The following is a 20,122-nucleotide window of genomic DNA, read 5'->3' as shown; positions in this document are numbered from 1 at the left end:
GTCCGTTACGCGCGCGCCGACTTGGCGCTGCGCTTCGCCAGTTTCGCGATCTTGTCCTCATGCTTCGGCGCCGGCCACAGGCCTTCCGAGCGGTACAGCATGATGATCACCATCGCGAGGCCGTACAGCGCCTGGCGGATCACTTCCGTATCGACGATGTCATGACCGAAGATCGCATGCTGCAGCGGGCTCATCGTCGAACGCAGGAATTCCGGGAAGATCGCGAGCAGCACCGCGCCGAGGATCACGCCCGGGATGTGGCCCATGCCGCCCAGCACCACGCAGGCCAGCACCACGATCGATTCCCAGAACGTGAACGATTCCGGCGACACGAAGCCCTGGAACGAACCGAACATCGCGCCCGACAGGCCGCCGAACGACGCGCCCATCGCGAACGCGAGCAGCTTGACGTTGCGGGTGTTGATGCCCATCGCCTTGGCGGCGATCTCGTCCTCGCGGATTGCCGCCCATGCGCGGCCGATGCGCGAGTGCTGCAGGCGCGTACACGTCCAGATCACCAGCAGCGCGCACAGCACGAACAGGTAGTAGTACATGTACACCGACGGCAGCTGGATGCCGAACAGCGAGTGCGTCTGCGACAGGTTGAAGCCCGCGACCTGCACCGGGTCGATCCCCGTGATCCCCTTCGGGCCGTTGGTGATGTTCACCGGACGGTCGAGGTTGTTCATGAAGATCCGCACGATTTCACCGAAGCCGAGCGTGACGATCGCGAGGTAGTCGCCGCGCAGGCGCAGCGTCGGCGCGCCGAGCAGGATCCCGAAGATCGCGGCGATCGCCATCGCGATCGGCACGATGATCAGGAACGGGATGTGCAGGCCGCCGGGCGCGAGCTGCGCGATCCACTCGAACTGCGTCGCCAGGTGCGGCGAGCTCAGCAGTGCCGCGGTATAGGCGCCCACCGCATAGAACGCGATGTAGCCGAGGTCCAGCAGGCCGGCGAAGCCGACCACCACGTTCAGGCCCAGCGCGAGCATCACGTACAGCATCGCGAAGTCGAGCACGCGGACCCAGTAGTTGCCGCCGGCAGCGCCGATGATGATCGGCGCGGCAATCACGAACGCCGCGGTGAGAATGCCGATGGTGACGGTCTTCGCGGTGTTGCGTTCTTCGACGAGCGTCGTCGAGGTTTCAATCGGTTGAATGGATGTCATGTTCTTGCTCCCCTTCCGTTACGCGCGATCCGCGACCCGTTCGCCCAGCAGGCCCGACGGACGGAACACCAGCACGATGATCAGCACGATGAATGCGAACACGTCCTGGTAGTTGCTGCCGAACACGCCACCCGTCAGATTGCCGATGTAGCCTGCGCCGAGCTGCTCGATCAGGCCGAGCACGATGCCGCCGACCATGGCGCCCGCGAGGTTGCCGATCCCGCCCAGCACCGCGGCCGTGAATGCCTTCATGCCCGGGATGAAGCCCATGTAGAAGTGCACGTTGCCGTATTCCGACGCGATCATCACGCCGGCCAGCGCGGCGAGCGCCGAGCCGATCATGAAGGTCGCCGAGATCACGAAGTTCGGGTTCACGCCCATCAGGCTCGCGGTGTTCGGGCTTTCCGCGATCGCGCGCATCGCGCGGCCGAGCTTGGTCTTGTGCACGAGCAGCAGCAGGCCGCCCATCACGAAGAACGCGACGGCGATGATCACGATTTCGGTCAGCGAGATCACGGCGCCCGGCGTCGTGTCGGTGGCCTTGATCACGTTGATCGGGTCGGTCGGCAGAAGCTGCGGGAACGGCAGCGGGTTGCGCGACCAGATGATCATCGCGGCGGTCTGCAGCAGGATCGATACGCCGATCGCAGTGATCAGCGGCGCGAGGCGCGGCGCGCGGCGCAGCGGCCGGTACGCGACCCGTTCGATCGTGTAGCCGACGATCGCGCAGACGATCGCGGCGATACCCAGGCCAATCGTCAGCGTCGCGACGTTGCCCAGCGCGGGGAAGTGGTTCTGCAGCACGGTGATCGCCGACAGCGCGACCATCGCGCCGATCATCAGCACGTCGCCGTGCGCGAAGTTGATGATGCCGAGAATGCCGTACACCATCGTGTAGCCCAACGCGATGATGGCGTAGACACTGCCGAGCACCAGCCCGTTGAGGATCTGCTGGACGAAGATATCCATTTAAAGCTCCTTGGCCCGTGCTGCCGGATGAAGCTGCGCCTCGCGGGTAAGCGGGGAATCACGTCATCTCGACGACACTGCGGGTACTAAAAAAGACCGGTAAGGGTTGATCGTCCCGGCGTGCGCCGCCCGGCCTGTACGGCCGGACCTGCCGCCGGAGCGGATACAGAAACGGCACCGCACTGTTCCGGTGCCGTCACGAGTCCCGTCGCTACATCTTCACGACATCGAGGACGGTTTTCCTGGCCTCCTTGAAGTCGTAGAGCGTAATCGCCCCCTCTTTCAGATCGCCGTTCGGCGCGAATGCGATGTGACCGATTACCCCGCGGTAATCGGTCGACGGCATCGCAGCCAGCACCTTGGACGCGTCGATCGAGTTGGCGCGCTTCATTGCGTCGACGATCACGTAGACGGCGTCGTACGTGAACGGCGCGTAAATCTGCACCGGCGTGTGGAAGCGGTCTTCGTACTTCTTCACGAAATCCGCCCCGTTCTCCATCCGCGACAGGGCGAGCCCCGCCTCCGAACAGATCAGGTTCCGCACCGCGTTGCCCGCGAGCTCGACCACCTTGTCGGTGCACACACCGTCGCCGCCAAGGATTTTTGCTCCGATACCGAGCGCCATCGCCTGCTTCGCAAACGGGCCGCCGGTTGCGTCCATGCCGCCGTACATGATGACGTCGGGATGGTCGCGCTTGATCTTCGTCAGGATCGCCTTGAAATCCGTCGCACGGTCGCTGGTCGCTACGCGCGCGACGATCTGTCCGCCCGCCGCCGTGACGGTCTTCGCGAATTCATTGGCAAGGCCCTTGCCGTATACGGTCGCGTCGTCGACGACCGCGAAGCGCTTCGCGTGGAGCGCATGCAGCGCGTAGTTGGCGAGCGCAGGGCCTTGCTGCGCATCCGTCGCCACCACGCGATAGGTGGTCTTGAACCCCTGCTTCGTATAGTCGGGGTTGGTCGAGGACGGCGAAATCTGCACGATGCCTGCGTCGCTGTAGATTTTCGACGCCGGGATCGACACCCCCGAATTGAGGTGCCCCACCACGGCCACGACCCGGTCGCCGACCAATTTCTGCGCGACCTGCGTGCCGACCTTCGGATCCGCCGCGTCATCCTCGGCGACCAGTTCCAGCCGCACCGGATGCGCGTCGATCGTCAGGCCATGCGCGTTGATTTCCTCGACTGCCAAACGTGCCCCGTTCTCATTGTCCTTGCCCAGATGGGCGATGCTGCCCGTCAATGGGGCCGCATGGCCGATCTTGACGACGCGCACGTCGCTGGCCGGCGGTGCCGCGGACGCCGCAGCCTCCTTGCCCGCCCCGTCGTCGCTCTTTTTGCTGCAGGCGGCAAGCATTGCAACCGCTGCGGCGACGGACACGGCGTAAGCCAACTTCACATGCATTAAATAGGTCTCCCGCGCCTTGCCAAAACCAGGTTCCACGACCGTTCGGGCATGAAAACGGGCGCATTGTAACTCCATTTATAGGACGCCAATATTCCTGATTTGATGGGGTTTTCCTGCATTGCAACCAATTTTGAGACAGGGCTTTGGCGACGCGGAGCAACCCGGTTGCGCCCGCCGCGGAAATGCCGGTTGCGATTGCTTTCGCGAAGGACAAAAAAAAGCGCGCCCAACGGGCGCGCTTCGGTAACGCAATGATTTTGAAAGGATCAGGCGGCGGGCGGCAGGTTCAGGCCGCGCGGCAGCGGGAACGACACGTTCTCCTCGATGCCTTCGAGCGCGCGCACGTTGCGCACGCCGAGTTCGCGCAGGCGCGCGATGACCGCTTGTGCGAGCACCTCGGGCGCGGACGCGCCGGCCGTCACGCCGATGCGATGTTTGCCGGCCACCCACGCGGGATCGATCTGCTCGGGCGCGTCAACCATGTATGCGGCGACGCCGCGCTTCTCGGCCACTTCGCGCAGCCGGCTCGAATTGGAGCTGTTCGGGCTGCCGACGACGATCACGACGTCGCACTGCGGCGCCATGAACTTCACCGCATCCTGGCGGTTCTGCGTCGCATAGCAGATGTCCTGCTTCTTCGGTTCGCGGATCTTCGGGTACTTCGCCTTCAGCGCGGCGATGATCTCGGCCGCATCGTCGACGGACAGCGTCGTCTGCGTGACGAGCGCGATGCGCTCCGGATCGGCCAGCTCGAGCTTCTGCACGTCCTCGACGCTCTCGACGAGATGCATGCCGCGCTCGACCTGCCCCATCGTGCCTTCGACTTCCGGGTGCCCCTTGTGCCCGATCATGACGATGTCGACGCCGTCCTGGCGCATTTTCGCCACTTCGACGTGCACCTTCGTGACGAGCGGACACGTCGCGTCGTAGATGCGCAGCCCGCGCACGCCGGCCTCGTCGCGCACCGCCTTCGACACGCCGTGCGCGCTGAAGATCACGGTGTTGCCGGACGGCACTTCCTCGAGCTCCTCGACGAAGATCGCGCCTTTCTTCTTCAAGTCCTCGACCACGTACTTGTTGTGGACGATCTCGTGGCGCACGTAGATCGGCGCGCCATGCATCGCGATCGCCCGCTCGACGATCTCGATCGCGCGATCGACGCCCGCGCAGAAGCCGCGCGGCTGGGCCAGCAGGATTTCGGCGTCGGCGGCGACGGTCTGCCCGGACAGCGTATCGGTGGTGCTCATGATTACAGAATCCCGATGATTTTCACTTCGAACGTGAGCGCCTGGCCCGCGAGCGGATGGTTGAAGTCGAACAGCGCCGAGGTTTCGCCGACTTCCTTCAGCACCCCTGCATATCGACCGCCGTCCGGCGCGTTGAATTCGATCAGGTCGCCCGGCGTGAAGTCGTCGCCGACCATCCCGTTCTCGCGCAGCGTCTTGAGCGTCACGCGCTGCAGCATCTCCGGGTTTCGGGGACCGAACGCCTGCTCGGGCGCTAGCTGATAAGTCGAATGGTCGCCCACCCGCAGCCCGACGAGAATCTGTTCCAGCGAGGGCGCCAGTTGCCCTGCGCCGAGCAGCAGCGTCGCGGGCTTGTCGGAAAAGGTGTTGACGATATCGGCGCCGTCGGCCAGTGCCAGCCGGTAGTGCAGCGTGACGTGCGAACCGGGCTTCACTTCGGAAAGATCGATGAGGCTCATGAATGACTCGTTCAATGGCGCCTGACACGGCCGCGAGGCCCGGCGCAAAACCGATATTGTAAGTCACCTGCGCGCGCAAGGCTGAAACTGCGACGACGGCGCGCAGGCCGGCGCGCCGACAACGGAGAACCGACGATGCAGCAACCCCTTCCGCCCGCACCCGAATGCCGCGCCGCCGGCGGCGACGCACCGCGCGCGGTCCGGCCGCGCAAGCGCCGCCCCCGGCGCGCGCAGTGCGCCAACCTGCCGCGCGAGCGGCTGCTCGATCGCGGGCCCGGCGCGCTGACCGACGACGAACTGATCGCGCTGCTGCTCTGCACCGGCGTGCCCGGCCTCAACGTGTTCGACAACGCGCAGGCGCTGCTCGACCAGTTCGGCGGCTCGCTGCGCGGGCTGCTCGACGCGACGCCGGCCGATTTCCGCGGCCGCCGCGGCATCGGCGACGCGCGCATCGCGCTGCTCTCCGCGGTGGCCGAGATCGGGCGGCGCGCGCTCGCGGAAAAGGCCCGCGAACGGCTGGTGATCGAATCGCCCGGCGCGGTCGAGGATTTCCTGCGCATCAAGATCGGCACGCGCCCGCACGAAGTGTTCGTCACGCTGTACCTCGACGCGCGCAATGGCGTGGTGGATATCGAGGAAAGCGCGCGCGGCTCGCTGACGCGGATGGCCGTCTACCCGCGCGAGATCGTGCGCCGCGCGCTGCTGCTGAACGCCGCCGCACTGGTCGTCGCGCACAACCACCCGTCCGGCGCGGTGCGGCCGAGCGCGGAAGACCGGCGGCTGACCCGCGTGCTGCACGACGCGCTCGCGCTCGTCGACGTGCGGCTGCTGGATCACGTCGTCGTCGGCGTGAGCGATACGTTCTCGTTCGCGCGCGCAGGGTGGCTGTCGATGTAGAATGTCGGGCTGCGGGCCGGCCGGTGCCGGTTCCCGCAGACGGCGCACCGTCGTCACAACGACGGGATGAAATTGCGTTTGATTTTTCTGAACTTTTTCTGCTAGAATCGCCGTCTGTCTTTTTTCCAACCAGTTCTAGCCATCGAAGGGCCTTGTCTGCAAGGGCTTGGGCGTTCGGAGTGCAGCTATGGATCACGTGGCTGCTCGATGAGAACCTTCACCGGCGATCGAACCCCGAATTTAGCGTATTAGGAGTGCTCTCATGGCACGCGTATGCCAAGTAACTGGGAAAGCGCCGATGAGCGGCAACAACGTTTCCCACGCCAACAACAAGACGAAGCGTCGCTTCCTGCCGAACCTGCAAAACCGCCGGTTCTGGGTGGAAAGCGAAAACCGCTGGGTGCGCCTGCGCGTCTCGAACGCCGGCCTGCGCCTGATCGACAAGAACGGCATCGATTCCGTGCTCGCTGACCTGCGCGCACGCGGCGAAGCCTAAGCCCAAGGAGCACAATCATGGCAAAAGGCGCACGCGACAAGATCAAGCTTGAGTCGACCGCTGGCACGGGTCACTTCTACACGACCACGAAGAACAAGCGCAACATGCCGGAAAAGATGGCGATCAAGAAGTTCGATCCCGTCGTCCGCAAGCATGTGGAATACAAAGAAACCAAGATCAAGTAATCTCCTGGTTTCTGCCAGCCTGACGATGACCGAAAAGCCCCGCAATCGCGGGGCTTTTTGTTTTGCGCGCACGCTGGAGCCCGACGCGGTATGCTCTCCCCTTTCCGCACGCGGCTGCGCCGCCGGAAGCGACAAGATCAAAAGTGCAATGATGGAGATGCAGCAATGAATTTCGACGTGGCGATCGTCGGCAGCGGCCTGGCAGGCCTGTCGGTCGCGCTCAATCTGGCCAGCACGCGACGTGTCGCGCTGATCGCGAAACGTTCGTTGATGGAGGGCGCGAGCGATAACGCGCAAGGCGGCATCGCCGCCGTGCTCGATTCCGCGGACAGCATCGAGAACCATGTCGACGACACGCTGGTTGCCGGCGGCGGCCTGTGCGACGAAGGCGCGACGCGCTACATCGTCGAGCACGGCCGCGAAGCGATCGAGTGGCTGATTTCGCAGGGCGTGCCGTTCACGAAGGACGATGCGGCCGAGCTCGGCTTCCACCTGACCCGCGAAGGCGGCCACAGCCACCGCCGCATCATCCACGCGGCCGACGCCACCGGCCATGCGGTGCTCGCGACGCTGTCCGAGCGTGCGCGGCAGCATCCGAACATCACGTTCTTCGAAAACCATCACGCGATCGACCTGATCACGTCGGAGCGGCTCGGCCTGCCCGGCCGCCGCTGCCACGGCCTGTATGCGCTCGACGTCGACAACGATCGCACGATCACGATCGAGGCGCCGCACACGGTGCTCGCCACCGGCGGCGCGGGCAAGGTCTACCTGTACACGACCAACCCCGACACCGCGACCGGCGACGGCATCGCGATGGCCTGGCGCGCGGGCTGCCGGGTCGCGAACATGGAGTTCATCCAGTTCCATCCGACCTGCCTGTTCCACCCGTATGCGAAGTCGTTCCTGATCTCCGAGGCCGTGCGCGGCGAAGGCGGCTTGCTGAAGCTGCCGGACGGCACCCGCTTCATGCCGGCGCACGACCCGCGCGCGGAGCTGGCGCCGCGCGACATCGTCGCGCGCGCGATCGACTTCGAGATCAAGAAGCGCGGGATCGACTGCGTGTATCTCGACATCAGCCACCAGCCGGAAGCGTTCCTGCGCGAGCATTTCCCGACGATCCACGCGCGCTGCCTCGAATTCGGCATCGACATCGCGAAGCAGCCGATTCCGGTCGTGCCGGCCGCGCACTACACCTGCGGCGGCGTCGTCACCGACCTCGCGGGCCGTACCGACCTCGCGGGCCTGTACGCAGTCGGCGAAACGTCCTGCACGGGGCTGCACGGCGCGAACCGGCTCGCCAGCAATTCGCTGCTCGAATGTCTGGTGATCGGCCGCGCGGCGGCCGACGCGATCGAAACGGCCGGCTTCGCAGCGGAAGCGACCGGCCCGCTGCCCGCATGGGACGAGAGCCGCGTGTCCGACGCGGACGAGGAAGTGGTCGTCGCGCACAACTGGGACGAGCTGCGGCGCCTGATGTGGAACTACGTCGGCATCGTGCGCACCGACAAGCGCCTCGAGCGCGCGAAGCACCGGTTGTCGCTGCTGCGCGACGAGATCCACGAGTATTACGCGAACTTCCGCGTGAGCCGCGACCTGCTCGAACTGCGCAACCTCGTCGATGTCGCGACGCTGATCGTCAAGAGCGCGCAATCGCGCCGCGAAAGCCGCGGGCTGCATTACAGCCGCGACTGGCCGCACACACTGCCGAAGGCACTGCCGAGCGTGCTGACGCCGAAAGCGCGCCGCTGACGCCTGCCCTGCCTCCCAAAACAAAAGCCGTTGGCGCTTGCGCGCCAACGGCTTTTTCGTCTGCGGCGTGCGCCGCGCTCAGTCGACGATGCGCATCGAGTAATCGGTCGCGCGCACGTCCTTCGTCAGCGCGCCGATCGAGATGCGGTCGACGCCCGTTTCGGCAATCGCGCGCACCGTGTCGAAATTGACTCCGCCCGACACTTCGAGCACCGCCTTGCCGGCCGCCACGCGCACCGCGTCACGCATCATGTCGAGCGTGAAGTTGTCGAGCAGCACCGACTGCGCACCATGCGCGAGCGCCGTGTCGAGCTGCGCAAGGGTCTCGACCTCGACCTGCACCGGCACGCCCGCGTTCAGCGCGAAGGCCGCATCGAGCGCCTCGCCGACGCCGCCCGCCGCCGCGATGTGGTTTTCCTTGATCAGGATTCCGTCGTACAGCGCGAGCCGCTGGTTCGCGCCGCCGCCGACCCGCACCGCGTACTTCTGCGCGAGCCGCAGGCCTGGCAGCGTCTTGCGCGTATCGAGAATCTTCGCGCGGGTGCCTTCGATGCGCTCGACATAGCGCCGCGTGGCCGTCGCGACGCCCGACAGCAATTGCAGGAAATTGAGCCCGTTGCGCTCCGCGGTCAGCAGCGCGCGCGCCGGGCCTTCGAGTTCGCAGACGGTCGAATCGGCCGTCATGCGGTCGCCTTCGCGGTAGTGCCAGTGCACGTCGATCGCCGGATCGATCCGGCGCATCACCGCGTCGAACCACGGCACGCCGGCGAGCACGGCCTCTTCGCGCACGATGATGCGTGCACGGCGGCGCTCGCCGGCCGGTACCAGCCGCCCGGTCTGGTCGCCAGTGCCGACATCTTCGGCCAGCGCGTCGGCGACGTTGCGCGCGAGCGCGTCATCGAACGCGGCGCCGTATTGCGCGCGAATCGTTTCGTAAAGCGGGGAGACTGCGTCGGTCATGCTGCCCCCACGTTCGCGAACAGTTGCTGGTCGCGCTGCAGGTCGCCGCTCGCCTGCACACGCTTCTTGTGGGCCGCGGCGAAATCGAGCATGCGGTCGATCGGCAGCCGCGCGCGTGCGCCGATGGCCGGGTCGACGAAGATCTCGTTGTGGCCGCGCTCGAGCACGTCGGCGAGATTCGCGAGGCCGTTCATCGCCATCCACGGGCAATGCGCGCAGCTCTTGCAGGTCGCGCTGTTGCCGGCGGTCGGCGCCGCGATGAAGGTCTTGCCGGGCGCGGCGAGCTGCATCTTGTGCAGGATGCCGAGATCGGTCGCGACGATGAAGCGCGTCGCATCGAGCTTCACCGCGGCATCGATCAGTTGCGTCGTCGAACCGACGACGTCGGCCTGCGCGACGACGCTTTCCGGCGACTCCGGATGAACGAGCACCTTCGCATCCGGATACTCGGCGCGCAGCAGGTCCAGCTCGATGCCCTTGAATTCGTCGTGCACGAGGCACGAACCCTGCCACAGCAGCATGTCCGCGCCGGTTTTCTTCTGGATATAGCTGCCGAGATGGCGATCCGGCGCCCAGATGATCTTCTCGCCGCGCGCATGCAGGTCGGCGACGATCTCGAGCCCGATCGACGACGTGACCATCCAGTCCGCGCGCGCCTTCACGGCGGCGCTGGTGTTCGCGTAGACGACGACGGTGCGATCCGGGTGCGCATCGCAGAACGCGGAGAATTCATCGACCGGGCAGCCGAGGTCGAGCGAGCAGGTCGCATCGAGATCGGGCATCAGGATCCGCTTGCCGGGGCTCAGGATCTTCGCGGTTTCGCCCATGAAGCGCACGCCGGCGACGACGAGCGTCTGTGCATCGTGGTCGCGGCCGAACCGGGCCATCTCGAGCGAATCGGCGACACATCCGCCGGTTTCGTCGGCGAGTTCCTGCAATTCGGCGTCCACGTAATAGTGCGCGACCAGCACGGCCTTCTCGCGCGCGAGCAGCGCCTTGATCCGCGCCTTCAGTGCGGCGCGCTCCTCGGCAGAGGGCGTCTCGGGCACTTTCGCCCATGCCTGCCCGATGCCGCAGGCCGTGCCTGCCGCGACCGGTCGGTCGTACTCGACGGGCTTGATCGTCGATTGCATCTCCATCTCTCCTATGTCGATCGAAGTATGCGCTTCAGCGCCTACTTCGATCCCATGCAACGCTCGACCAGAGTCGAGCGTGTGCGCGCGTGCTCCGGTTCCGTGCAAAGTCCAGCCTTGCCGATCGCCGCCACCAAACGGCCGGCCCAAAAGAAAAAACCCCGCCAGCGCGGGGTTTGTGACGTCCTGAGATTCTAATCGATTTCGAATCAGGCGTAGCGGCGCAGGCGCGTCGCAAATTCCTGCAACGCCTTGATCCCGCTTTGTTCTGCGCGGTGGCACCAATCCTGCAATTGGGCCAGCAGCTGTTCGCGCGATGCGGTCGAGCGATCCCAGATCGCAGCCAGTTCCTGGCGCAGCTGGAAGTACGTCTGCAGCTTCTGGCTGTTCGCGAAGATTTCCGGCAGCAGCTTCTTCTTCTGCTCGTCGAGGCCGTCCTCGTCCTTGTGGAACCACTTGCGCGCGCCGCGCATCAGTTGGTACTTGTCGCTCGAACCGAGCTCCTTGAGGCGCGCGAGCTCCTGGCGATACGCACGCTTGACGGCCTTGCCGTAGCGCGCCATCACTTCGTAGCGGTTCGACAGCACGGCCTGCAGCGTTTCCTGGTCGAGCACCGTCTTCGGCTTGTTCAGGCGCGGCGTGGGCGCGACCTTCTTCACCTTCGCGAGACCGAACGCCGACATGATGCGGATGTACATCCAGCCGATGTCGAATTCGTACCACTTGTTCGACAGCTTCGCCGACGTCGCGAACGTGTGGTGGTTGTTGTGCAGTTCCTCGCCGCCGATCACGATGCCCCACGGGAACAGGTTCGTGCTCGCATCGGCCGAGTTGAAGTTGCGATAGCCCCAGAAGTGGCCGAAACCGTTGACGACGCCGGCCGCCCAGAACGGGATCCAGACCATCTGCACGGCCCACACGGTCAGGCCGACCACGCCGAACAGCGCGATGTCGATCACCATCATCAGGCTGACGCCGAGGATCGGGTATTTCGAATAGATGTTGCGTTCGATCCAGTCGTTCGGCGTGCCGTGCCCGAACTTGCGCATCGTTTCCTCGTTCTTCGCTTCCGCGCGGTACAGCTCGGCGCCCTCGAGGAACACCTTCCAGATGCCACGCGTCTGCGGGCTGTGCGGATCTTCCTCGGTCTCGCACTTCGCATGGTGCTTGCGGTGGATCGCGGCCCACTGGCCGGTCAGCATGCCGGTCGTCATCCACAGCCAGAGCCGGAAGAAATGGCTGGCGATGGGGTGCAGCTCCAGCGCGCGGTGCGCCTGGCAGCGGTGCAGGTAGACCGTCACGCCGATGATCGTGACGTGCGTGACGGCGAGCGCGAACAGCACGATCTGCCACCACGAAAAGCGCAGGAGCCCGTGGGAAAGAAAGTCGAGCAGGGAATTCAGCAAGGCAGTTACCTGTGGTGTAAGCGACGTCGGCCACGCACCGGCGTCAGAAAGATGAAAGCATACCGCGGAATAGACCGGGATTTTACTTCAACCGTTCCAAGTCTTTGTAAAAAATGACTATTTCTTGCCTTGAAGCAACGCCGGCAGTCCACCGGCGGACTGCGCCGGCCGGACGATCCGGATCTGGCCGGCCTACATGACCGCGCGCTCGGGCGGGCTGCCGATGTCGGCTTCGCGCCCGACTGCAAAACCGTCCGGCAGGCCGACGACGCGCACTTCCCGCTGCGGGAATGGAATCGACACGCCGTGCTCGGAAAACAGCCGCCAGATGTTGCGGTTCACCGCCGAGCGCACGCCCGACGTGCCTGTCGCGGAATCCTCGATCCAGAAGCCGAGCTCGAGGTCGATGCCGTCCGCGCCGAAGCTCACGAGGTACGGCGTCGGCGCCGGCTCCGCAAGCACGCGGGGCACGCCCTTCGCGGCATCGGCGAGCAGCGCGAGCGCGTGCTCGACGTCGCTCGTGTACGCGACCTGCACCGCGACCTTCGCATAGCCGCGCGTCAGGTACGACGACTGGTTCTGCACGACGTCGGTGATCAGCTTCTCGTTCGGGATCAGCGTTTCGTTGCCGTCGAGACCGCGCACGACCGTGTAGCGCGTGCGGATCTGCGTGACGACGCCCTGCAGCCCGCCGACGTTGATCGCGTCGCCGAGCCGAAGCGAGCGGTCGAGCAGGATGATGAAGCCCGACACGTAGTTGCTCGCGATCTTCTGCAGCCCGAAGCCGAGCCCGACGCCCACCGCGCCGCCGAACACGCCGAGCACGGTCACGTCGATGCCGACCAGCGACAGGCCGATCAGCACCGCGGCGAACACCAGCAGCGCGCGGCCGACCCGCGACAGCACGACCTTCAGGTTCGCGTCGAGCGTGGTCGCGCGCTTCAGGCGCTCCTCGAGCACCGAGCCGAGCCACATCGCGACCATCAGCGTCACGCAGACCCACAGCGCGCCGGAGATCACGGACAGCAGCGTCAGGTGCGCGTTCGCGACGCGGAACTGCACGCTGTCGAGCCACGCGAGCACGTCGCGCTGGATGCCGAGCACGGTCAGCACCATCGCGGCCCACACGACCACCGACACGAGCCTTTCGACGACCGACAGCCACGCATGCGTGTGGCCGTCGCGCGCAAACACGCGCCGCGCAAAAAAGAACAGCACGTAGATGAGCCCGATGCCGAGCAGCGGCACGAGCGCGAGCGACAGCAGCGACGTCGACATGAACGGCTCGAACGCGAGCTGCGCGCCCCATACGAACACGCCGCCGAACAGCGGGAACAGCGCGCGCTTCAGGCTCTGCGCGCCGGCGCCGGGCGTGCGCCCGGCCGCACGGCGGCGGGCGTCGATGCGGTCGTGCACGAAGCGCGCGGCGAGCCACGCGAAACACAGCGCGCCGACCAGCACCGCCGCCTGCCAGATCATCACCGGCTGGTTGAAGTCCTGGATCACCGACGCGAGGCGGCGCGACAGCAGGCGGTTCTGCATCATCCGTCGAACCCGCCGTTACTGCGGCTGCGCGCGCCGCTCGAGCACCGCGGCGAAGAAGCCGTCGGTCGCATGGCGGTGCGGCCACAGCGACAGGTAGTCGCCCGTCTCGAGCGCGATGCGCTGGTCGGCCAGCACCTTCTGCGCCGGCACGAGCACGAAGTCCGGGTGATCGGCGAGGAACTGGCCGACGATCGCCTCGTTCTCCGCGTCGAGCACGCTGCAGGTCGCGTACACGAGCCGCCCGCCCTTCTTCACGAGCCGCGCCGCGCTCGCGAGGATCGACGCCTGCTTCGGCGTGAGCTCGTCGATCGACGTGCGCGACTGGCGCCACTTCAGGTCCGGATTGCGGCGCAGCGTGCCGAGGCCGCTGCACGGCGCATCGACCAGCACGCGGTCGATCTTGCCGGCGAGCCGCTTGATCTTCGCGTCGTGCTCGCTGTCGATCAGCACCGGGTTCACGTTCGACAGCCCGCTGCGCGCGAGGCGCGGCTTCAGCTTCGCGAGGCGCTTTTCCGACACATCGAACGCGTACAGGCGCCCGGTCGAGCGCATCATCGCGCCGAGCGCGAGCGTCTTGCCGCCCGCGCCCGCGCAGAAATCGACGACCATCTCGCCGCGGCGCGGCGCGACGAGCGAGCACAGCAGCTGGCTGCCCTCGTCCTGCACCTCGATCAAGCCTTCCTCGAACAGCTTGAGCTTGGTCAGCGCGGGCTTGCCGACGACCCGCACGCCGTACGGCGCGAACGGCGTCGCGCCGGCGTCGATGCCGTTCGCGCGCAGCGCGTCGACCACCTGGTCGCGGGTCGCCTTCTGCGCATTCGCGCGCAGGTCGAGCGGCGCCGGATAGTTGAGCGCCGCGGCGAGCTGCGCGAGCTCCTCCGCGTCGAAGCGCGTCGCGAGCGCCTGCTGGATCCACTCCGGCAGGTTCGTGCGGATCCGCACCGGCAGGCTCGCCGGGTCGATCTTCGACACGTGCTCGAGCCACGCGGCCTCGGCGTCGGACAGGAACGGCTTCAGCGCATTGCGGCCGACCGTCTGCATCAGGCCGAGCAGCGTGAGCCGCCGCGCCGGGCTGCCCGAGCCGCTCTCGGCGAGGTGCGCAAACTCCATCTTGCGGCGCAGCACCGCGAACACCGCCTCGGCGATCACGCCGCGCTCCGCGTGCCCGAGCTTCGGGTGGGCCCGGAAGAACCGGCTCGTCGTCGCATCGGCCGGGCCGGCGAACTTCAGGACCTCGGCGAGCAAGGTTTCGGTCTGGCCGATCAGGAATCCATGCAGCTTCATACGCCCTCGCTCGTGTTGGGTTGTTCGTCCGAGAAAATCCAGCGCGCCTCCTCCGGCGCGACCACCGCGCGGCCGGCGTCGAGGCGCAGGCGCCCGTCGACGAACCAGCGCACCGCGCGCGGATACAGCACGTGCTCGAGCGCCAGCACGCGCTGCGCGAGCGCGGCCGCGTCGTCGCCCGCGCGCACGGGCACCGCGCCCTGCGCGACGATCGCGCCGCTGTCGAGTTCGGGGATGACGAAGTGCACGGTCGCGCCGTGCAGCGCGCAGCCTGCGTCGAGCGCCGCCTGGTGCGTATGGATGCCCTTGAAGCTCGGCAGCAGCGACGGGTGGATGTTCAGCATCCGCCCCTCGTATCGTCTGACGAATGCCGGCGTGAGGATCCGCATGAAGCCGGCGAGGATCACGAGATCGGGCGCGAAGCGGTCGATCTCGTCGGCCAGCGCCGCGTCGAAGCTGTCGCGGCCGTCGAACGACCGGTGGTCGACCACGGCGGTCGCAATTCCGTGCGACGCCGCGAAAGCAAGGCCGGCCGCATCCGGCCGGTTGGCGATCACGGCGGCAACCTGGGCCGGCCACCGTTCCTGCGCGCACGCGCGGACGATGGCTTCCATGTTGCTGCCGCGACCGGAAATCAAGATGACGAGTTTTTTCATCCGCGAATTTTACCATTCGGCCTCGCGTTTCCCGCCGGCTGAGCCGCCTGCCCGCCCGAACGTTTATAATCTTCTGCTTTGCGGCATCCATCCGCCCATTCCCCGACGCTGCAGCTATCGTGAAAGTCTTCCGCGGCCTGCCCAACGCCGAAAGCCGCGCCCCGTGCGCGCTGACGATCGGCAACTTCGACGGTGTCCATCGCGGCCACCAGGCCCTGCTCGCGCGCGTGCGCGCGGCGGCGGACGCGCGCGGCCTGCCCGTCTGCGTGATGACCTTCGAGCCGCACCCGCGGGAATTCTTCAATCCGGCCGGCGCGCCGCCGCGCATCGCGATGCTGCGCGACAAGCTCGAGGCGCTGCGCGAGCACGGCGTCGACCGGGTCGTGGTCGAGCACTTCAACCATACGTTCGCGAGCCAGTCGCCTGAGACGTTCGTCGAGCGCACGCTCGTCAATGGGCTGCACACGCGCTGGATGATGGTCGGCGACGATTTCTGCTACGGCGCGAAGCGCGCCGGCACGTTCGACACGCTGAAGGCGGCCGGAGAGCAGTACGGCTTCGAGGTCGAGCAGATGGGCACGGTCGCCGGCAGCGACGGCACGCGCATCTCGAGCTCCGGCGTGCGCGCCGCGCTCGCGGCGGGCGATCTCGCCGCGGCCGCGCAGGCGCTCGGCCACGGCTACGCGATCAGCGGCCACGTCACGCACGGCCTGAAGCTCGGCCGCGACCTCGGTTTCCCCACGCTGAACCTGCCGATCGCGCACAAGCGGCCGGCGCTGATGGGCATCTTCGTCGTCCAGGTGCACGGCCTCGCCGATACCCCGCTGCCCGGCGTCGCGAGCCTCGGCCTGCGCCCGACCGTCGTCGATTCGGGCCGCGTGCTGCTCGAAGTCCACCTGCTCGACTGGCACGGCGACGCATACGGCAAGCTGGTGCGCGTCGAGTTCCTGCAGAAGCTGCGCGACGAGGCGAAGTTCGACGATCTCGAAGCGCTGTCGCGCGCGATCGCGCAGGACGTCGCGAACGCCCGCGCGTATTTCGCCGCGCGCGACCACGCGCCCGGCAGCCGCACGACCGGCTTCTCGACGTCGGCCACCGACCGAATTAGCTGACCCCGCCGGCGGCGCGATGCGCCGCACCCCGGCGCCGCCGATGCGCGCGCTCACCCGATTCACGACGCCCGAGCGTCTCCCGATTTGATAGCGATCTCATCATGAGCAACAAGAAAGCCGATTCGAAACCGCAGGCCAAGTATCCGGTCAACCTGCTCGACACGCCGTTCCCGATGCGCGGCGACCTGCCGAAGCGCGAGCCGCAGTGGGTCAAGGAATGGGAAGCGCGCGGCATCTACGAGAAGATCCGCGCGGCCAGCCAGGGCCGGCCGAAGTTCATCCTGCACGACGGCCCGCCGTATGCGAACGGCGACATCCACCTCGGCCACGCGGTGAACAAGATCCTGAAGGACATCGTCGTCAAGTCGCGCAACATGGCCGGCTTCGACGCGCCGTACGTGCCGGGCTGGGATTGCCACGGGATGCCGATCGAGATCCAGATCGAGAAGCAGTTCGGCAAGTCGCTGCCGGCGGCCGAAGTGATGACCAAGGCGCGCGCGTACGCGACCGAGCAGATCGAGAAGCAGAAAGGCGGCTTCAAGCGGCTCGGCGTGCTCGGCGACTGGAGCAACCCGTACAAGACGATGAACTTCGTCAACGAGGCGGAGGAAATCCGCGCGCTCGGCAAGATCATCGAGAAGGGCTACGTGTATCGCGGCCTGAAGCCGGTGAACTGGTGCTTCGACTGCGGCTCGGCGCTCGCCGAGGCGGAAGTCGAATACAAGGACCGCACCGACCCGACGATCGACGTGATGTTCCCGTTCGCGGAGCCGGAAAAGACCGCGCAGGCGTTCGGCCTGGCCGCGCTGCCGCGCCCCGAGGGCGGCATCGTGATCTGGACCACCACGCCGTGGACGATCCCGGCGAACCAGGCGCTCAACCTGCATCCGGAGATCGTCTACGCGCTCGTCGACACCGAGCGCGGCCTGCTGATCATCGCGGAAGAGCGCGTCGCCGCGTGCATGGAAGAGTTCAAGCTGACCGGCCGCGTCGTCGCGACGACACTCGGCGAGAAGCTCGTCAACCTGCGCTTCCACCACCCGCTCGCGGCGGCCCACCCCGGCTACAAGCGCACGTCGCCCGTCTATCTCGGCGACTACGTGACGACCGACACCGGCACCGGCGTCGTGCACTCGTCGCCCGCCTACGGCGTCGAGGATTTCATGTCGTGCAAGGCGCACGGCATGACCGACGCGGACTTCATCAACCCCGTGCTGGGCGACGGCCGCTACAGCGAATCGCTGCCGCTGTTCGGCGGCCTGACGATCTGGGACGCGAACCCGAAGATCGTCGAGGCGCTGAACGCGGCCGGCACGCTGCTGCGCAACGAGAAGTACACGCACAGCTACATGCACTGCTGGCGCCACAAGACGCCGATCATCTATCGCGCGACGTCGCAGTGGTTCGCGGGCATGGACGTGACGCCGCGCGACGGCGGCGCGACGCTGCGCGAAACCGCGCTCGCGGGCGTGGACGCAACGGCGTTCTACCCGTCGTGGGGCAAGCAGCGCCTGCACAGCATGATCGAGAACCGTCCTGACTGGACGCTGTCGCGCCAGCGCCAGTGGGGCGTGCCGATGGCGTTCTTCGTGCACAAGGAAACCGGCGAGCTGCATCCGCGCACGCTCGAGCTGCTGGAAGAAGTCGCGAAGCGCGTCGAGCAGTCGGGCATCGAGGCATGGCAGTCGCTCGATCCGCGCGAGCTGATCGGCGACGACGCGAACCTGTACGAGAAGAACCGCGACACGCTCGACGTGTGGTTCGACTCGGGCACGACGCACTGGCACGTGCTGCGCGGCTCGCACAAGGATCAGCTGCAGTTCCCGGCCGACCTGTACCTCGAAGGCTCGGACCAGCACCGCGGCTGGTTCCACTCGTCGCTGCTGACCGCGTCGATGCTCGACGGCCGCGCGCCGTACAAGGGCCTGCTCACGCACGGCTTCACGGTCGACGGCGAAGGCCGCAAGATGAGCAAGTCGCTCGGCAACGGCATCGATCCGCACGAAGTCGCGAACCGTCTCGGCGCGGAAATCATCCGCCTGTGGATCGCGTCGACCGACTACTCGGGCGAGCTCGCGATCTCCGAGGAAATCCTGAAGCGCGTGACGGAAGGCTATCGCCGCATCCGCAACACGCTGCGCTTCCTGCTCGCGAACCTGTCCGACTTCGACTACGCGCAGCATGCGCTGCCGGTCGGCGAGTGGCTCGAGATCGACCGTTACGCGGTCGCCTTCTCCACGCAGCTGCAGACCGAACTGCTCGCGCACTACGAGAAGTACGAATTCCACCCGGTCGTCGCGAAGCTGCAGACGTACTGCTCGGAAGATCTCGGCGGCTTCTACCTCGACGTGCTGAAGGACCGCCTGTACACGAGCGCGCCGGATTCGACCGCGCGCCGCTCCGCGCAGACGGCGCTCTATCACCTGACGCAGGGCCTGCTGCGCGTGCTCGCGCCGTTCCTGTCGTTCACCGCCGAGGAAGCATGGAAGGTGTTCCAGCCGGCGAGCGACACGATCTTCACGGAAACGTACTACGCGTATCCGGAAGTCGCCGACGCCGACGCGCTGGTCGCCAAGTGGACGCTGCTGCGCGACGTGCGCGGCAACGTGACGAAGGCGCTCGAGGAAGCCCGCACCGCGAACCGCATCGGCTCGTCGCTGCAGGCGGAAGTGACGGTGCACGCGAGCGGCGCGCGCTACGACGCGCTCGCGAGCCTCGCCGACGATCTCAAGTTCGTGCTGATCACGTCGGCCGCGACGGTCGTCAAGGTCGACGACGAAGCGCAGGAAGGCGTCGACGTGGCCGCCTCGAAGTACCAGAAGTGCGAGCGCTGCTGGCACTACCGCGAGGACGTCGGCGCGCATGCCGATCACCCGACGCTGTGCGGCCGCTGCTTCTCGAACCTGTTTGAAAACGGCGAAACCCGGAGCGCGGCGTAACCATGGCGAAAACCCTGTCGAAATCGACCGGCGGCGCACTGGCGCCGTGGCTCGGCATTTCGCTGATCGTCATCCTGTTCGATCAGCTGACGAAGATCGCGATCCTGAAGACCTTCGCGTACGGCGCGCAGCATGCGCTGACGTCGTTCTTCAATCTCGTGCTGGTCTACAACCAGGGCGCGGCGTTCGGCTTTCTCGCGACCGCCGGCGGCTGGCAGCGCTGGGCGTTCACCGCGCTCGGCATCGGCGCGACGCTCGTGATCTGCTACCTGCTGAAGCGCCACGGCCAGCAGCGCCTGTTCAGCCTGTCGCTCGCGCTGATCCTCGGCGGCGCGCTCGGCAACGTGATCGACCGTCTCGTCTACGGCCACGTGATCGACTTCCTCGACTTCCACGTCGGCGCCTGGCATTTCCCGGCGTTCAACCTTGCCGATTCGGCGATCACGGTCGGCGCGGTGCTGCTGATCTACGACGAGCTGCGTCGCGTGCGCGGCGCGCGCTAA

At 66.6% G+C, this 20,122-nt stretch carries 18 protein-coding genes; 7 read left to right on the top strand and 11 right to left on the bottom strand.

Annotation, left to right across the window (positions count from 1 at the left end; genetic code table 11):
* Positions 1–5 precede the first annotated feature (5 nt).
* From ABFO07_RS06040 to ABFO07_RS06020, 5 genes are all read right to left on the bottom strand, one after another.
* Positions 6–1,172 (bottom strand): ABC transporter permease subunit, encoded by a 1,167-nt coding sequence (locus ABFO07_RS06040; RefSeq protein ID WP_059559328.1) that lies wholly within the window; start codon positions 1,170–1,172, stop codon positions 6–8.
* An 18-nt stretch (positions 1,173–1,190) separates the two neighbouring features.
* Positions 1,191–2,141 (bottom strand): branched-chain amino acid ABC transporter permease, encoded by a 951-nt coding sequence (locus ABFO07_RS06035; protein WP_059884005.1) that lies wholly within the window; start codon positions 2,139–2,141, stop codon positions 1,191–1,193.
* A 211-nt stretch (positions 2,142–2,352) separates the two neighbouring features.
* Positions 2,353–3,546: a branched-chain amino acid ABC transporter substrate-binding protein gene (locus ABFO07_RS06030; RefSeq protein ID WP_059559333.1), complete on the bottom strand. Its 1,194-nt coding sequence runs from the start codon at positions 3,544–3,546 to the stop codon at positions 2,353–2,355.
* A gap of 269 nt (positions 3,547–3,815) precedes the next feature.
* On the bottom strand, positions 3,816–4,796 hold the full coding sequence (gene ispH / locus ABFO07_RS06025; protein ID WP_059559337.1) for a 4-hydroxy-3-methylbut-2-enyl diphosphate reductase: 981 nt from the start codon (positions 4,794–4,796) through the stop codon (positions 3,816–3,818).
* 2 nt (positions 4,797–4,798) lie between these two features.
* Positions 4,799–5,254, bottom strand: a complete 456-nt coding sequence (locus ABFO07_RS06020) for an FKBP-type peptidyl-prolyl cis-trans isomerase (RefSeq protein ID WP_059559341.1) — start codon at positions 5,252–5,254, stop codon at positions 4,799–4,801.
* 135 nt (positions 5,255–5,389) lie between these two features.
* Here ABFO07_RS06020 and radC point away from each other — a divergent pair, with 135 nt between their 5' ends.
* From radC to nadB, 4 genes are all read left to right on the top strand, one after another.
* A complete protein-coding gene (radC, locus tag ABFO07_RS06015; RefSeq protein ID WP_059810701.1) occupies positions 5,390–6,151 on the top strand; it encodes a RadC family protein in 762 nt (253 codons plus the stop codon).
* A 262-nt stretch (positions 6,152–6,413) separates the two neighbouring features.
* Positions 6,414–6,647 carry a 50S ribosomal protein L28 gene (rpmB, locus tag ABFO07_RS06010; RefSeq protein ID WP_004186391.1) on the top strand — a complete coding sequence of 78 codons (234 nt, stop codon included), beginning with the start codon at positions 6,414–6,416 and terminating at the stop codon, positions 6,645–6,647.
* 17 nt (positions 6,648–6,664) lie between these two features.
* The gene (rpmG, locus tag ABFO07_RS06005) at positions 6,665–6,832 is read left to right on the top strand and encodes a 50S ribosomal protein L33 (protein WP_006478046.1); all 168 of its coding nucleotides are present in this window, start codon (positions 6,665–6,667) and stop codon (positions 6,830–6,832) included.
* 165 nt (positions 6,833–6,997) lie between these two features.
* Positions 6,998–8,584 carry an L-aspartate oxidase gene (gene nadB, locus ABFO07_RS06000; RefSeq protein WP_059810700.1) on the top strand — a complete coding sequence of 529 codons (1,587 nt, stop codon included), beginning with the start codon at positions 6,998–7,000 and terminating at the stop codon, positions 8,582–8,584.
* A 78-nt stretch (positions 8,585–8,662) separates the two neighbouring features.
* Here nadB and nadC read toward each other — a convergent pair whose 3' ends face one another.
* From nadC to purN, 6 genes are all read right to left on the bottom strand, one after another.
* A complete protein-coding gene (gene nadC / locus ABFO07_RS05995) occupies positions 8,663–9,544 on the bottom strand; it encodes a carboxylating nicotinate-nucleotide diphosphorylase (protein WP_059559352.1) in 882 nt (293 codons plus the stop codon).
* Positions 9,541–10,677 (bottom strand): quinolinate synthase NadA, encoded by a 1,137-nt coding sequence (gene nadA / locus ABFO07_RS05990; RefSeq protein WP_059559436.1) that lies wholly within the window; start codon positions 10,675–10,677, stop codon positions 9,541–9,543. Before nadA ends, nadC begins: the two co-directional genes overlap by 4 nt.
* Before the next feature lie 209 nt (positions 10,678–10,886).
* Positions 10,887–12,083 (bottom strand): DesA family fatty acid desaturase, encoded by a 1,197-nt coding sequence (locus tag ABFO07_RS05985; protein WP_059559356.1) that lies wholly within the window; start codon positions 12,081–12,083, stop codon positions 10,887–10,889.
* Between the two features lie 192 nt (positions 12,084–12,275).
* Entirely contained in the window at positions 12,276–13,628 is a 1,353-nt protein-coding gene (locus ABFO07_RS05980) for a mechanosensitive ion channel family protein (protein WP_059884009.1), read from the bottom strand.
* 15 nt (positions 13,629–13,643) lie between these two features.
* Positions 13,644–14,912 carry an RsmB/NOP family class I SAM-dependent RNA methyltransferase gene (locus ABFO07_RS05975; RefSeq protein WP_059884010.1) on the bottom strand — a complete coding sequence of 423 codons (1,269 nt, stop codon included), beginning with the start codon at positions 14,910–14,912 and terminating at the stop codon, positions 13,644–13,646.
* Positions 14,909–15,568, bottom strand: coding sequence for a phosphoribosylglycinamide formyltransferase (purN, locus tag ABFO07_RS05970; protein WP_059559366.1), 660 nt, complete (start codon positions 15,566–15,568; stop codon positions 14,909–14,911). Before purN ends, ABFO07_RS05975 begins: the two co-directional genes overlap by 4 nt.
* Positions 15,569–15,687: 119 nt before the next feature.
* Here purN and ABFO07_RS05965 point away from each other — a divergent pair, with 119 nt between their 5' ends.
* From ABFO07_RS05965 to lspA, 3 genes are all read left to right on the top strand, one after another.
* A complete protein-coding gene (locus tag ABFO07_RS05965; RefSeq protein ID WP_059559371.1) occupies positions 15,688–16,680 on the top strand; it encodes a bifunctional riboflavin kinase/FAD synthetase in 993 nt (330 codons plus the stop codon).
* 101 nt (positions 16,681–16,781) lie between these two features.
* On the top strand, positions 16,782–19,619 hold the full coding sequence (ileS, locus tag ABFO07_RS05960; RefSeq protein WP_059891884.1) for an isoleucine--tRNA ligase: 2,838 nt from the start codon (positions 16,782–16,784) through the stop codon (positions 19,617–19,619).
* 2 nt (positions 19,620–19,621) lie between these two features.
* Complete coding sequence (gene lspA / locus ABFO07_RS05955; RefSeq protein ID WP_059810697.1) at positions 19,622–20,122, top strand: signal peptidase II; 501 nt, start codon at positions 19,622–19,624, stop codon at positions 20,120–20,122.

The sequence above is a fragment of the Burkholderia stagnalis genome, from assembly GCF_039848545.1.
GTDB lineage: Bacteria > Pseudomonadota > Gammaproteobacteria > Burkholderiales > Burkholderiaceae > Burkholderia > Burkholderia stagnalis.
The sequence above is the reverse complement of the archived record's forward strand: the minus strand, read 5'-3'. Positions and strand labels throughout refer to the sequence as shown.

Coding starts and splice junctions, on each gene's coding strand:
- ABFO07_RS06040 (WP_059559328.1), bottom strand. CDS start 1,172: ATGACATCCATTCAACCGATTGAAACCTCGACGACGCTCGTCGAAGAA.
- ABFO07_RS06035 (WP_059884005.1), bottom strand. CDS start 2,141: ATGGATATCTTCGTCCAGCAGATCCTCAACGGGCTGGTGCTCGGCAGT.
- ABFO07_RS06030 (WP_059559333.1), bottom strand. CDS start 3,546: ATGCATGTGAAGTTGGCTTACGCCGTGTCCGTCGCCGCAGCGGTTGCA.
- ispH (WP_059559337.1), bottom strand. CDS start 4,796: ATGAGCACCACCGATACGCTGTCCGGGCAGACCGTCGCCGCCGACGCC.
- ABFO07_RS06020 (WP_059559341.1), bottom strand. CDS start 5,254: ATGAGCCTCATCGATCTTTCCGAAGTGAAGCCCGGTTCGCACGTCACG.
- radC (WP_059810701.1), top strand. CDS start 5,390: ATGCAGCAACCCCTTCCGCCCGCACCCGAATGCCGCGCCGCCGGCGGC.
- rpmB (WP_004186391.1), top strand. CDS start 6,414: ATGGCACGCGTATGCCAAGTAACTGGGAAAGCGCCGATGAGCGGCAAC.
- rpmG (WP_006478046.1), top strand. CDS start 6,665: ATGGCAAAAGGCGCACGCGACAAGATCAAGCTTGAGTCGACCGCTGGC.
- nadB (WP_059810700.1), top strand. CDS start 6,998: ATGAATTTCGACGTGGCGATCGTCGGCAGCGGCCTGGCAGGCCTGTCG.
- nadC (WP_059559352.1), bottom strand. CDS start 9,544: ATGACCGACGCAGTCTCCCCGCTTTACGAAACGATTCGCGCGCAATAC.
- nadA (WP_059559436.1), bottom strand. CDS start 10,677: ATGCAATCGACGATCAAGCCCGTCGAGTACGACCGACCGGTCGCGGCA.
- ABFO07_RS05980 (WP_059884009.1), bottom strand. CDS start 13,628: ATGATGCAGAACCGCCTGCTGTCGCGCCGCCTCGCGTCGGTGATCCAG.
- ABFO07_RS05975 (WP_059884010.1), bottom strand. CDS start 14,912: ATGAAGCTGCATGGATTCCTGATCGGCCAGACCGAAACCTTGCTCGCC.
- purN (WP_059559366.1), bottom strand. CDS start 15,568: ATGAAAAAACTCGTCATCTTGATTTCCGGTCGCGGCAGCAACATGGAA.
- ileS (WP_059891884.1), top strand. CDS start 16,782: ATGAGCAACAAGAAAGCCGATTCGAAACCGCAGGCCAAGTATCCGGTC.
- lspA (WP_059810697.1), top strand. CDS start 19,622: ATGGCGAAAACCCTGTCGAAATCGACCGGCGGCGCACTGGCGCCGTGG.